Origin of the sequence: Hymenobacter psychrotolerans DSM 18569 (assembly GCF_900142395.1) — a bacterium.
Taxonomy (GTDB): Bacteria; Bacteroidota; Bacteroidia; order Cytophagales; family Hymenobacteraceae; genus Hymenobacter; species Hymenobacter psychrotolerans.
The window spans coordinates 473,760-485,820 of record NZ_FRAS01000001.1; the positions used below are offsets into that span (position 1 = coordinate 473,760).

General features: G+C 59.4%; 12 protein-coding genes and 2 tRNA genes. 6 read left to right on the top strand and 8 right to left on the bottom strand.

Going from position 1 to position 12,061, the window contains the following annotated elements; genetic code table 11:
- Positions 1-30 precede the first annotated feature (30 nt).
- From BUE15_RS01940 to BUE15_RS01970, 7 genes are all read right to left on the bottom strand, one after another.
- The gene (locus BUE15_RS01940) at positions 31-975 is read right to left on the bottom strand and encodes a hypothetical protein (protein ID WP_073280996.1); all 945 of its coding nucleotides are present in this window, start codon (positions 973-975) and stop codon (positions 31-33) included.
- Positions 976-1,014: 39 nt separating this feature from the next.
- A complete protein-coding gene (gene yajC, locus BUE15_RS01945; RefSeq protein ID WP_073280997.1) occupies positions 1,015-1,353 on the bottom strand; it encodes a preprotein translocase subunit YajC in 339 nt (112 codons plus the stop codon).
- Positions 1,354-1,471: 118 nt separating this feature from the next.
- Entirely contained in the window at positions 1,472-1,993 is a 522-nt protein-coding gene (locus tag BUE15_RS01950; protein WP_073280998.1) for a DUF1573 domain-containing protein, read from the bottom strand.
- Positions 1,994-2,023: 30 nt separating this feature from the next.
- Positions 2,024-3,031: an isocitrate/isopropylmalate dehydrogenase family protein gene (locus BUE15_RS01955; protein WP_073280999.1), complete on the bottom strand. Its 1,008-nt coding sequence runs from the start codon at positions 3,029-3,031 to the stop codon at positions 2,024-2,026.
- Positions 3,032-3,212: 181 nt separating this feature from the next.
- A complete protein-coding gene (locus BUE15_RS01960; protein ID WP_073281000.1) occupies positions 3,213-3,524 on the bottom strand; it encodes a YtxH domain-containing protein in 312 nt (103 codons plus the stop codon).
- 91 nt (positions 3,525-3,615) lie between these two features.
- Entirely contained in the window at positions 3,616-4,800 is a 1,185-nt protein-coding gene (nusB, locus tag BUE15_RS01965) for a transcription antitermination factor NusB (protein WP_073281001.1), read from the bottom strand.
- Positions 4,801-4,886: 86 nt separating this feature from the next.
- Positions 4,887-5,975 (bottom strand): Glu/Leu/Phe/Val dehydrogenase dimerization domain-containing protein, encoded by a 1,089-nt coding sequence (locus tag BUE15_RS01970; protein ID WP_073281002.1) that lies wholly within the window; start codon positions 5,973-5,975, stop codon positions 4,887-4,889.
- Positions 5,976-6,239: 264 nt separating this feature from the next.
- Between BUE15_RS01970 and BUE15_RS01975 the strand changes: the two genes are divergently transcribed.
- The gene (locus BUE15_RS01975) at positions 6,240-8,027 is read left to right on the top strand and encodes an ABC transporter ATP-binding protein (protein ID WP_073281003.1); all 1,788 of its coding nucleotides are present in this window, start codon (positions 6,240-6,242) and stop codon (positions 8,025-8,027) included.
- A 92-nt stretch (positions 8,028-8,119) separates the two neighbouring features.
- On the opposite strand, the gene BUE15_RS01980 is transcribed toward BUE15_RS01975, so the two are convergent.
- Positions 8,120-8,638: a T9SS type A sorting domain-containing protein gene (locus tag BUE15_RS01980; protein WP_073281004.1), complete on the bottom strand. Its 519-nt coding sequence runs from the start codon at positions 8,636-8,638 to the stop codon at positions 8,120-8,122.
- A 273-nt stretch (positions 8,639-8,911) separates the two neighbouring features.
- On the opposite strand from BUE15_RS01980, the gene fbaA reads away from it, so the two are divergent.
- The 5 genes from fbaA (at position 8,912) to BUE15_RS02005 (ending at position 12,029) form a co-directional block, all read left to right on the top strand.
- The gene (gene fbaA / locus BUE15_RS01985; RefSeq protein ID WP_073281005.1) at positions 8,912-9,994 is read left to right on the top strand and encodes a class II fructose-bisphosphate aldolase; all 1,083 of its coding nucleotides are present in this window, start codon (positions 8,912-8,914) and stop codon (positions 9,992-9,994) included.
- Positions 9,995-10,261: 267 nt separating this feature from the next.
- A tRNA-Pro gene (locus BUE15_RS01990) sits at positions 10,262-10,335 on the top strand.
- Positions 10,336-10,442: 107 nt separating this feature from the next.
- Positions 10,443-10,516, top strand: a tRNA-Pro gene (locus BUE15_RS01995).
- Positions 10,517-10,650: 134 nt separating this feature from the next.
- Positions 10,651-11,319 carry an outer membrane beta-barrel protein gene (locus BUE15_RS02000; protein ID WP_073281006.1) on the top strand — a complete coding sequence of 223 codons (669 nt, stop codon included), beginning with the start codon at positions 10,651-10,653 and terminating at the stop codon, positions 11,317-11,319.
- A gap of 11 nt (positions 11,320-11,330) precedes the next feature.
- A complete protein-coding gene (locus tag BUE15_RS02005) occupies positions 11,331-12,029 on the top strand; it encodes an outer membrane beta-barrel protein (RefSeq protein ID WP_073281007.1) in 699 nt (232 codons plus the stop codon).
- The last annotated feature ends 32 nt before the right edge of the window (positions 12,030-12,061 follow it).

The window sequence follows — 12,061 nt, forward strand, 5'->3', positions numbered from 1 at the left end:
AACGGCTGCTCCCTTGCTCAGCGTATGCAGCTACTCCTGTGGAACTGTGGTGATACGCACTGCTTTGGTGATGACGCGGCGGCCGCGCACCGTTTCGGGCACGTGAGCCAGTACGGGTTGGAGGCTGGAATCGGGGCCGGTAAACTGGCCGTAGTGTAGCCGAACGCGCACTTTGCTTCGGTCGAGGCGGGCGCTGTCTTCGGGGAAGCACTGCAGGCGCACGCGCACGGTTGCGGGGTGGAGCTGGTAGATGTGGCCCGCCGGGAAGCCGACCAACTCCGGCAGCACATTCAGGCCCACGCTCACCAGTGGCCGGGGCTGCAGGCGCACACGCACTTCCTGCACATTGGTCTGCACCAATTCCGGGCCGCCAATCGGTACGCTCAGGTCGCCGTTGCTGCTGCTGGCGGGCGCCTGGGGCAGATGTACCGGATACGGGTTGGCCAGCGCCTCTACCTGCCGGGCCGGCCCCCGGAACAGCACCTGCGCCGGCATGAAACGGGCCGCAAACGGCAGCGCCGAGCCATCGGCGGCGGGACTCAGCGCCAGGGTCAGGCGGCGGCTCACCAGCCGGTCGAATTCCACCCAGAGCGTATCCGAAATCAGGTAGTTGAACTGCAGCCCTTCCATGGCCGACTGCAGCGCCGGCCGCACGGCCAGGCCCGTCACGTAGCGCGTGTTGGGCAGGCCATACAGCGTTATTTCGGCCGGCTTCACGTCCAGCATCAGTTGCTTACGAAGCAGTTTCCAGCCGCGGCTGGTCACGTTTACGGCTATTTCCGTTGGCAGAGGCTTCACCGGCATGTAGCGCGAGGCATCGTAGCGCCAGGCCAGCGGATAGGTGATGCGAGTGGTGTAGGTCTTGTTAAGGGCGTTCAGCATCCAGAAGGTGCTGGCGGCCAGAAAGCATGCCGTTACGGCCCGCCAATAGCTGCGCTCCTGCCCGTAAAACGGGCTGACGAACCAGCGCAGCATACGGGCAGGGCGGACAAGCGGCATAAGGGCAGCGTAGGATTAGGCCGAGGTGGCTGGCGCGTCAGCGGCGGCTTTAGCGGGTTTCACTTCGCGGGCAATGGCCGAGCGGTCGAATTTAAGCTTCGTGCCCCGGTCTACCTCAATGATAACCGCGTCGTCGCTCAGATCCAGCACCTTGCCGTGCAGCCCGCCAATCGTAACCACGGTAGCACCTTTGGCAATGGATTCGCGGAACTTCTTGGCCTCCGCTGCTTTGCGCTGCTGCGGCCGGATCATGAAGAAGTACATTATTACCGCAATGGCTACCGGAAACAGGTACGACAAAAAGCTGTTGGCAGAGGATGGCGCGGCGGCCTGAAGAAAGAGGGTAGCAAACATAAACAGAGACAGTTAGGCAATACGGTGGCAGGAAAACAGAAAACAGCAATGAGGTGAAACCAGGCTCCTTACTAACCAGAACCTCGTTTCACCTCATCAGCCGTCGGCTTGCTACACGCTACCGCAGGATCGGGCCTTGCTGGCCGTCGGGCAGAATGTTGGTCTTGATGGAAATCTGGTTGATGCTGGGCGTGGTGTTGGCCTGCACCGTCACCTGCTTGTTCTGGATGCCGGATTTGCCGTGGCTGTCAAACTGCACCTCAATCGTGCCTTTGCCGCCGGGCTGCACAGGCTCCTTGGTCCAGGAAGGCGTGGTGCAGCCGCAGGCCGCCTGCGCATTCTCGATGAGCAGCGGCGACTTGCCGGTGTTCGTGAACTCAAACGTGTGCTTTACCACGTCGCCGGGCTTGATGTCGCCGAAGTCGTGCTCGGTTTTGGCGAAGGTCATCACCGGCGCGTTTGGGTTGGCTACTTCAGTTTCGGCCGTCACATTGGGGTTGTCAATGGTCGGGTTGGCGGCGGCTTCGGTGGCGGCGGCGTTCATGCCTTCCGCGCCTACCTCGGCGGGCTTATCGTTGGAGCAGGAACCCGCCAGCAGAGCACCCGCCAGCAGGAAAGAAGGAAAGAGAATACGTTTCATGCGAAAAAGAATGTGAACCCAGGCAAGTACCTAGGCAACCTGCAAATTAGCAATAATTGCCTGCGCAAACTCCGAGGTGGAGGCAGGGCCGCCTAGGTCGCCGGTGCACTTGTTTTTGTCTTTGAGAGTAGCTTCCAGCGCCTTCTCAATCTGGTCGGCGTAGGTGTGCTCGCCCAGGTGGTGCAGCATCATCAGGGCCGAGCGGAGCAGCGCCGTGGGGTTGGCTTTGCCCTGGCCGGCAATATCGGGAGCCGAGCCGTGTACGGCTTCGAAAATGGCCATATCGTCGCCGATGTTGGCGCCGGCCACTACGCCCAGGCCGCCCACGAGGCCGGCGCACAGGTCAGAAAGAATGTCGCCGAAGAGGTTGGTGGTTACCACCACATCGAACTGCTCGGGCTTGTTTACCAGCTGCATGCACATGTTGTCGATGATCTTGTCCTCGAACACGATGTGCGGAAACTCGTTGCTGGCTTCTTTGCAGGCGTTCAGCATCAGGGTGCCGGCCATTTTCAGGATGTTGGCTTTGTGGGCGAGCGTCACTTTTTTGCGGCCGTGCTTGTCGGCGTAGGCAAAGGCGGCGCGGCAGATTTTGCGCGAGCCTTCCTTGGTAATGCGGTTGAACGAGTCGGCAATGCCGAGGCGCTCATCGTATACTTCCAGGCCCGAGTACAGGCCTTCGGTGTTTTCGCGGAACAGCACCAGGTCAATGCCCTCGTAGCGCGTCTTGATGCCGTCGGTGGTTTTAGACGGGCGCACGTTCTGGTAGAGGTCGTATTTCTGGCGCAGCGTTACGTTGATGCTGCGGAAACCCTTGCCCACCGGCGTCGTGATGGGGCCTTTCAGGGCCACGCGGTTTTTCTCCAGCGACGACAGCAGCGCCTGCGGAATCAACTCGCCCGACTGGTCGAAGGTGGTCTGGCCGGCGTTCTGCTCTTCCCATTGCACAGGCACCTTGGCGGCAGCGAAAATGTCGGTTACAGCTTTCGTGATTTCCGGCCCAATGCCGTCGCCGGGGATGAGGGTGATGAGATGCATCAAGTAATGAAATGAGGGATGGGGAGATGGGGAAGCCGGCCCAACTGGCCGGCCATGTTGGCGCAAAGGTACCACGCCAGAGTATGCCACAAATGAAAATGTGCCGATGTGCCGTTTGCAGAGCGAGGGCAAGCCTCCTGCAAATCAGCGCATCAGCACATTTTGGTCACTGGCGTCATTCTCAACTGCCTTTGCGGGAGTTTATCTGGTTGATGAGCTGATCAACGTCGCCGAGCAGCTGCTCCGCCTTGCTTTTGGCATCCTGAATCACGCGCTGGCCTTCGCTTTTAGCCGAGCTGGGGCTCTGGTCGGCGCGGCTGGTCACGAGATTTTCGGTGAGGTCGGCCAGCGTCTCGCGGTACTTTTCCAGCTGATAGCTCAGCCAGCTGCGGGTTTCGCGACCTTTCTCAGGTGCATACAGAAGTCCGATGACGGCCCCGGTGAGGGCACCGCCCGCGAAGCACAAAATACCGGTAGTGGTTTTGCTACCCATAACATTCGAAACGTGGCGTGGTGGGAAGAGAGGAAAGAAAATAACACCCTATAGACGAGGCCAGCCCCGGCCAGGTTGCCCCGGCTGGGCGCTACTGGTTGTCCAGCAGGCCCCGGCCCGACTTGCGGATGGCGCCGCTGGCGGTTAGATCCTGGGCCAATTTATCCAGAATCCCGTTCACGAACTGCTTGCTCTTGGGGGTGCTGTAGATTTTGCTGATTTCGATGTACTCGTTGATGGTCACTTTCACCGGAATGCCCCGGAAGAGGTGCATTTCGCAGAGCGCCATCTTCAGCAGAATCTTGTCGGTGAGGGCTACGCGCTCCACGTCCCAGTTCTGCACCGATTCGGCAATCAGCTTCTCGTATTTCTCGTCGTCGGCCAGGGTTTGCTTGTAGAGGCTTTCGGCGAACTCCTTGTCCTCGGCCCAGTTCGCCGACAGCGACATCAGCTCCATTTCCTCGGTGGCGGCTTCGTCGAGCATCTTCACCGTCTTGAGCACCAGATTCTTCACGACCGGCCGGTTTTCCTCCCAGTTCAGGTCGTCTTCCTCGATGTAGCGCGGCAGACTCTCGCCCTTGAAGACAAAGGCTTTGAAGATGTGCTTCAGCATTTCCTGGTCCTCGGCGTAGTTGCCGGCCGGAGCCGCCAGGTAACTGAGTACTTCGGGGTCCTGCTTTATCTCGTTGCGCCAGGCGGTGCGCAGGGCTTCCATCTCCTCTTCGCCGTGCCATTGCTGGGAGCGGCGAATGGTGAGGGCCTGCAGCTGCGTGTTGCTGATAAGCTTCTGGATGACCTGATTCTCTTCGAGGCGGGTGGTGTCCAGCAGCGGCTCGGCCGATGCAATGTGCTTGCGGGCGGCGCGGGCTTTGTCTTCCTCAATCACCTGTAGCAGCGCCTCCGGAATGTTGAGCAGGTGTAGGTACTGGTCGTGAATGCTCTCGGCCGCGTGCACCATCTGGCCACCATAAAAGGAAGCGTCCTTCGCTATGGCCTTCTGGTAGTACTTGATGGCATCCTGCACGGCACCGTACACATCAGCATCGTCGCCTTTTTCGGGCTCCTCGCCGCTCTTGTACCATTCTTTCAGCACCACTTCGGCCAGCTTGCGCTGGCCTTGCAGCTTGCGACGGTCCTGGGGCTCCGGCGAGGTCAGATCGGGCGCAAAAGCATCCGCAATCTGGTCATTAGCCAGCGAAAAATCAGACGCAACTGCCTGATGATAGGCGTAGAGGGCCTGCATGACTTTGATGCGGAGCGTGCGACGGTTGAGCATGGGGTTGAGAAAGAATGAGTGAATGAGTGCATGAGCGAATGAGTGAAGTGGTCATTCACTCATTCGCTCATGCACTCATTCACCATTTAAAAAGTAGATTTTACTTTGCCCAGTGAGGCAATGCGCTCCTCAGCCTGCCGGATGGCGGCGGCTTGCGGATGGCTCTGCTCCTGCTCGGCTTTGTTGAGAACCTGGGTGGTGTAGTCGTAGATTTTCTCGGTCTGGGTGAGAGCCGTCTGGCGGCTGCCGCCTACTACTTCCGAGTATACATTGATGAGGCCACCGGCATTGATGAGGAAATCGGGGGCATACACGATGCCGCGCTCCACGAGGGCCGGGCCGTGCACATTTTCGCTCTTGAGCTGGTTGTTGGCGCAGCCAGCAATTACGCGGCACTTCAGCCGGGCAATGGTGTCGTCGTTGATGGTGGCACCCAGCGCGCAAGGCGAGTAGATGTCCACATCCTGGTCGTAGATTTCATCGAGGCCAACGGCCCGGGCACCGAAGCGGGCCGCCGCTTCAATGGCGCGGTCTTCGTAGTAGTCGGTGAGCACCAGCTGGGCGCCTTCCTTCTGCAGGTACTCCAGCAGATAGGTACCTACATGGCCCACGCCCTGCACCGCAATGCGCTTGCCAGCCAGCGAGTCAGACCCGAACGCCTTTTTGGCCGCGGCCTTCATGCCCATGTAGGTGCCGTAGGCCGTCACCGGCGACGGGTCACCGGAGCCGCCCATGCTTTCGGGCAGGCCCGCTACGTGCTTGGTTTCCATCCGGATGTATTCCATGTCCTTGGTGGTCATGTTCACATCTTCGGCCGTGATGTACTTGCCGTTGAGGTTTTTCACGAAGCGGCCGAACTTGCGCAACAGCGCCTCGGTCTTCATGGTCTGGTCGCCGATGATGACGGCCTTGCCTCCACCCAGATTGAGGCCCGAAATAGCGGCCTTATACGTCATGCCGCGCGAGAGGCGCAGCACGTCGTTCAGGGCTTCGGCATCGGAGGCGTAGTGCCACATGCGCGTGCCGCCCAGGGCCGGGCCCAGTACGGTATTGTGAATGCCGATGATGGCGCGCAGACCGGTTTCGTGGTCGTGGCAGAACACTACCTGCTCGTGCTGGTGCTCAGCAATCTGACCGAAAACCGACGTATCGGTCATTTCTTGGATTTCAACCATGGGGACGGAGAAGAGGGGGATGGGGGAATTTTGGGAAAGAACAGAGCGGAACTTGCGGGTTGTATCTTTGAGAAGTGCGCTGCGGCTCAGCGTTTACGTTGAACGGCTCAGAACCGGCTATTATTCATCCGGCCCAAACCCCCGCTTCGGAGCACACACCTCAATTCGGGTGCAAAAGTAACCCAATTTCCGGTTACGGCCATCGGCGGCGCTATCTTCGCGGCGGGTGGGCCGTAAGAGTTCCGGCCCCTATCCTCTCCTGCTGTGCGCGCACTTTCTGCTACCAATAAATACCTGTTTCGCTATAAATGGCACTTCCTCGGAGGCGTGCTGTTTGTGGCCCTGAGCACCCTGCTGGCCATCTTTCCGGCCCAGATAGTGCGCTACGCCTTCGATTTGGTGAGTGAGGGCATTGACCTGTACCACCTGTTTGCGGGCACCTCGGCCCAAAGCGAAGTGTATTCGCTGTTTGGGCGCAACGTGCTGCTGTACGGCACGCTCATTATTGTGCTGGCGCTGCTGCGGGGCGTGTTTCTGTTCTTCATGCGCCAAACGCTCATCGTGATGAGCCGGCACGTGGAAAACGACCAGAAAAACGAAATCTACCAGCACTACCAGAGCCTGCCGCTGGCCTTCTACCGCCGCCACAGCACCGGCGACCTGATGTCGCGGATTTCGGAGGACGTGGGGCGGGTGCGCATGTACATCGGGCCGGCCCTGATGTATTTCATGCAGCTCGTGATTCTGTTTGTGCTCATCGTGCCGCTGATGCTGATGGTGAACGTGCGCCTGACGCTCTACACGCTGCTGCCGCTGCCGGTCCTGAGCGTGAGCATCTTCTACGTCAACACGCTGATTGAGCGCAAGTCCGACGAAATCCAACGCTCCCTAGCCGCCATGACGACCTTCGTGCAGGAAGCTTTTTCGGGTATCCGGGTGCTGAAGTCGTTTGTGCGCGAAGAGGATTCGCACCGGCAGTTTGCCATTGCCTCGGAGCACTACAAAGACAAGTCCCTGAGCCTGAACTTCGTCAACTCGCTCTTCTTTCCGCTGATTCTGTTTCTGGTGGGCCTGAGCACCATCGTCACGGTGTGGCTGGGCGGGCAGGAAGTTATCCGGGGCACCATCACAACGGGCAGCATTGCCGAGTTCCTGATTTACGTGAACCTGCTGACCTGGCCCGTAACGGCGCTGGGCTGGACGAGCAGCCTCGTGCAGCGCGCCGAGGCCTCGCAGGCCCGCATCAACGAGTTTCTGGACCAGAAAACCGACATCGTGTCGCGGGAGAATGTAGCGCAGGAAATCCAGGGCGACATCGTCTTCGACAACGTCAGCTTCACTTACCCCGACACTGGCATTCAGGCCCTGCGCAACGTGAGCTTCCGCATCCGGCCGGGCCAGACGCTGGCCGTTATCGGCAACACGGGCTCGGGCAAAAGCACCATTGCCGTGCTGCTCTGCCGCCTGTTCGATGTGAGCGAAGGCGCCATCAAAATCGACAACGTGGATGTGCGCGACTACGCCCTGACCAGCCTGCGCGAGCAAATCGGCTACGTGCCGCAGGACGTGTTCCTGTTCTCGGACAGCATCCGCAACAACATCAACTTCGGCCTCGACCAGCCCGACGAAGCCCGGATGCTGCAGGCCGCCAAAGACGCCAACGTCTACGAAAACATCATGCGCTTCCCCGAAGGCTTCGATACTAAAGTCGGCGAGCGGGGCATCACGCTGTCGGGCGGGCAGAAGCAGCGCGTCAGCATTGCGCGGGCCTTGGTGAAGGAGCCCAAGATCCTGATCCTCGACGACTCGCTGTCGGCCGTAGACACCAATACCGAAAACGCCATTCTGGGCGCGCTGCAGCGCCTTATGCACAACCGTACCAGCCTTATCATCTCGCACCGCGTGAGTTCGGTGAAGCTGGCCGACGAAATTCTGGTGCTCGACGATGGCCGGATTGTGCAGCACGGCACCCACGAAGCGCTGATGCAGGAAGAAGCCGGCCTGTACCGGGCACTGTACGAGCGGCAACTGCAGAGCGAAGACGCCGCTTAGCCGTCAGTCAGGCTCTTCCAGGACCTTCAAAAATGATAAAAGCCCGTCTGGCAACTGCCAGACGGGCTTTTCACTTGTAGCTGTCAGGATGGCTATTGCCCTACCATCACACGCTTCATGCCGCGCCGCTCGCCGGAAGTGCACTGCACGATGTAGGCACCGGCCGGCAGCCCGCTCACGTCCAGCACCGCCACTTCGCTGCTGTTGATCAGGTCCCGGGTGATGACCGGCCGGCCATCGGGCCCGTTGATTTCTACCCGGGTAGGCCCGGTGGCATCGGTGCGTACCGAGAGGCGCTTGGTAACAGGGTTGGTTTCGGCCCGCACTTTCAGCGCGCCGGTATTGGAAGCCGGCTGCTCCATTTTATCGGTAACCAGCGCAGGGGGCGCTGGCGCTTCGGCAGCAGCCGTGGCTTTGGCCGGAGCAGGAGTTGCCGACGAGGGTGCAGCAGGTGTGGTGGTAGCGGGGGCCGGGTTTTTTGGCTTGGCAGCCGGGGCGGAAGCAGCGGGGCTCTTCGCGGCGGGCTTGGCCACCGGCTTGGTCTGGGCCTGAACAGATGCCGACAGCGACAGCGCGCCTGCCAGGCAAACGAGAGTAAAGAGTGTTTTCATTCGCACGCCTAACGCTAGAGTGAGCAATCCAGTATTCAGCAAAGATAGGTATAATCCATCCTGCCTGCTGCCTGTTACGTGTAAAAACCTCATACTCAACGCACGTTTAGCAGCAGGCAGCTTCAATAATTTCTATCCGGTACTTGCTTTTTTCCAGTGCTGCGGGCACACGGCAGGCGGGCATTTTCGTCTTTTGAGAGGTTTCGGTGGGCGGTGCTACGGAGAAAGTGAGTAAGTTCGAAGGCTCACAATCCCATTTTCATCTTTTACGCAATGGCTGCACCCACCCTTACCGGACTCCGCGCCGGTGTCCTGCACAGCGACGAAGTTCAATCTCTTTTTCAGTATGCCAAGGCGCATTCTTTCGCGCTGCCGGCCGTGAACGTCACGGGAACGAACACGGTAAATGCCGTGCTCGAAACGGCGCACGAGGTGAATTCGCCGGTCATTATTCAGTTCTCGAACGGCGGTGCGCAGTTCTTCGCGGGCAAGTATCCCTCGAACGACAACCAGCGCGCCAGCATTGCCGGCGCCATCTCCGGTGCCCAGCACGTGCACGCTATGGCCGAGCTCTACGATGTGCCGGTGATTCTGCACACCGACCACGCCGCCAAGAAGCTGCTGCCCTGGATTGATGGCCTGCTGACGGCTGGTGAGAAGCATTTCGCGCAGTATGGCCAGCCGCTGTACAGCTCGCACATGCTCGACCTGTCGGAGGAGCCGATTGAGGAGAACATTGAGGTGTGCAAGCGCTACCTGGAGCGCATGGACAAGATTGGTATGACGCTGGAAATCGAGCTGGGCGTAACCGGCGGCGAGGAAGACGGCGTGGACAACTCCGATGTGGACAGCTCCAAGCTCTACACGCAGCCTTCAGAAGTGGCCTATGCCTATAAGGAGCTGAGCGCCGTAAGCCCCCGCTTTACGGTGGCCGCCGCTTTCGGCAACGTGCACGGCGTATACAAGCCCGGCAACGTGAAGCTGCAGCCCGTGATTCTGAAAAACTCGCAGGAGTATGTGCAGGAGCACTTCGGCACCGGCCCGCAGCCCGTCGATTTCGTGTTCCATGGCGGCTCCGGCTCCAGCCAGGAAGAAATCCGGGAGGCTATCAGCTACGGCGCCATCAAGATGAACATTGATACGGACCTGCAGTGGGCTTTCTGGGAAGGCATCAAGAACAACTACGTGAAAAACGAGGCGTTCCTGCAGGGCCAGATCGGCAACCCCAACGGCCCCGACTCGCCCAACAAGAAGTACTACGACCCGCGCGTGTGGCTGCGTGAAGGCGAAAAGGCCTTTGTAGCCCGCCTGAAGCAGGCCTTCGACGACCTGAACGCCCTGAACCGCCGCCCCTAATTTCGGCAGCACCACGGCGCAAAGCGGCCCCGCTCGACGTAGTTGAGAGGGGCCGCTTCTTTTTTAGCGGCTCCGCAGCAAATTTTTTTTTATGCCCACCCGGCCCGGACCTTTCACTTTAAGCCAAAGACAATGAGGCTGATTCGGCCGGCAGCGGCGGCAGACTACCGCTGCTGCAGATGGCTGCGGCGGTATCCGGGCAGAATTTTATCGGGCTGGTGTTGCGCAACTCTCAGATTCTACCTTACCTTTGTGTCTCAATTCTCTCGGGGTGTAGCGTAGCCTGGTATCGCGCCAGCATGGGGTGCTGGAGGTCGTAGGTTCGAATCCTGCCACTCCGACTGAAGAGTTTCTTGCTCGAAAAGCCTCTGGGAACCCCACCCGGAGGCTTTTTTCGGCAAAATAATCTGAATTGCCCGGTGCACTAGGCCGCACCAACAGGGAAATTCGGGGTGTAGCGCAGCCCGGTAGCGCGCGTCGTTCGGGACGACGAGGCCGTAGGTTCGAATCCTGCCACCCCGACTTTATGCTAGGTTATCGAAAGCCCGTTGGACGCCCGTTCAGCGGGCTTTTTTATTTTCCAGCGCCTACAATTGCGTCTGATAGACGGCGTTAACTTGCCACTCTTATCCTTTCTCCCCTTCTATCATTTCCACATGAAAACCTTTATCGGCTGCCTGGCCCTGAGCCTGGCAGCGGCCACCGGGGCGCAGGCCCAGATTGCCAAGGGCACGACCCTGCTCACCGGCAACATCGGCTACACCACCGAAACCAACAAGTCGGGCAGCTACGAAAGCAAGGCCAGTCGCTTTGAAGGCAACGTAGGCGCGGGCCATTTCCTGGCCGACAACCTGATGCTGGGCCTGAACCTGGGCTACGTCACGAGCAGCGAGGACTATCCTGTCTACCGGCCCATCGACCCACTGGACCCGTACGTTGTGTACGGCGACTACACCACCAAAGAATTCAACATTGGGCCCATGCTGCGCTACTACAAGTTTGTGGGCGGCGACCAGGCGGCCTTCTTCGGGCAGCTGGGCGGTGGCTACCGGAGTGCTCAGCAGCTTGCTGAGCCCAACTCTGCCCCCGGCTATAATTCGTATAAGCGGAAGCAGACAGGCTTCTACGGACAGTTGACACCGGGCTTCGTGTTCTTTCCAACCCCAAAATTCGGGTTGGAACTCTCCTTCCGCGGCATTTCCTACGAGAACCTGACAGGAAAGCAGGGTGCCTACCTGCCGGAAATCAAAACCAGCTCCCTGGACTTCGGTTTCGGCCTCAGTGACCTGCGCTTCGGTGCCTCCTTCTACCTGGGCCGTAACTAGCGCACTGCACCATGAGAACGTATCTTCTTGGGTTCCTGACTCTGGCTACGGCCGGGGCCGCACAGGCGCAGCTCTCCACGGGCACGGTGCTGCTAGGTGGTAGCCTCGGCTATCAGCAGCAGACGTCTGAAGTGGAGGCCACTACTTATGTGCCTAAGTATGAAGAGCAGTGGCGCAAATTCAACATCAGCCCTACTGCCGGCTACTTTGTGGCTGAGAACCTAGTGGTGGTAGGAATAAGGGCGGACTGGCAGCAGGAAACCCGTAAATACCCTGTTGTCATTCCAGAGCTTATTACTCCGGGGCCGGGACCCGCAACAGCTACCGTGCTCTATGGCGAATATAGTTCGCGCCGTCTGCAGGTGGGGCCGTTTGCCCGTTACTACAAGTTCTTCGGCGAAAAAGCGGCTTTCTACGGCCAGGGCGGCGTGGGCTATTCGAGCACCAAAACCACGCAGCAGCAGCCGGCCAGTTTCAGCGATTCTGAGTTCAAGAGCTCCGGCTTCTACGGACAGCTGAGCCCGGGCTTCGTGTACTTCCCTACGCGCCTATTCGCGCTGGAAATAGGCCTTCGGGGCCTGTCTTATCAGCGCTCTACTTATGGCACCGACGACTACAACGGCGAGAAGCCCACTGCATCAGTGTTTGATGCAGGATTCCGGCTGCGCGACCTGCGCCTGGGGGCCTCGTTCTACCTGGGTCGTCAATAGGCTCTGCAAGTCACTTTATGCTAAAAGGCCCG

Coding starts and splice junctions, on each gene's coding strand:
- BUE15_RS01960 (WP_073281000.1), bottom strand. CDS start 3,524: ATGGGTAGCAAAACCACTACCGGTATTTTGTGCTTCGCGGGCGGTGCC.
- BUE15_RS02005 (WP_073281007.1), top strand. CDS start 11,331: ATGAGAACGTATCTTCTTGGGTTCCTGACTCTGGCTACGGCCGGGGCC.
- BUE15_RS01950 (WP_073280998.1), bottom strand. CDS start 1,993: ATGAAACGTATTCTCTTTCCTTCTTTCCTGCTGGCGGGTGCTCTGCTG.
- nusB (WP_073281001.1), bottom strand. CDS start 4,800: ATGCTCAACCGTCGCACGCTCCGCATCAAAGTCATGCAGGCCCTCTAC.
- BUE15_RS02000 (WP_073281006.1), top strand. CDS start 10,651: ATGAAAACCTTTATCGGCTGCCTGGCCCTGAGCCTGGCAGCGGCCACC.
- yajC (WP_073280997.1), bottom strand. CDS start 1,353: ATGTTTGCTACCCTCTTTCTTCAGGCCGCCGCGCCATCCTCTGCCAAC.
- BUE15_RS01955 (WP_073280999.1), bottom strand. CDS start 3,031: ATGCATCTCATCACCCTCATCCCCGGCGACGGCATTGGGCCGGAAATC.
- BUE15_RS01940 (WP_073280996.1), bottom strand. CDS start 975: ATGCTGCGCTGGTTCGTCAGCCCGTTTTACGGGCAGGAGCGCAGCTAT.
- BUE15_RS01970 (WP_073281002.1), bottom strand. CDS start 5,975: ATGGTTGAAATCCAAGAAATGACCGATACGTCGGTTTTCGGTCAGATT.
- fbaA (WP_073281005.1), top strand. CDS start 8,912: ATGGCTGCACCCACCCTTACCGGACTCCGCGCCGGTGTCCTGCACAGC.
- BUE15_RS01980 (WP_073281004.1), bottom strand. CDS start 8,638: ATGAAAACACTCTTTACTCTCGTTTGCCTGGCAGGCGCGCTGTCGCTG.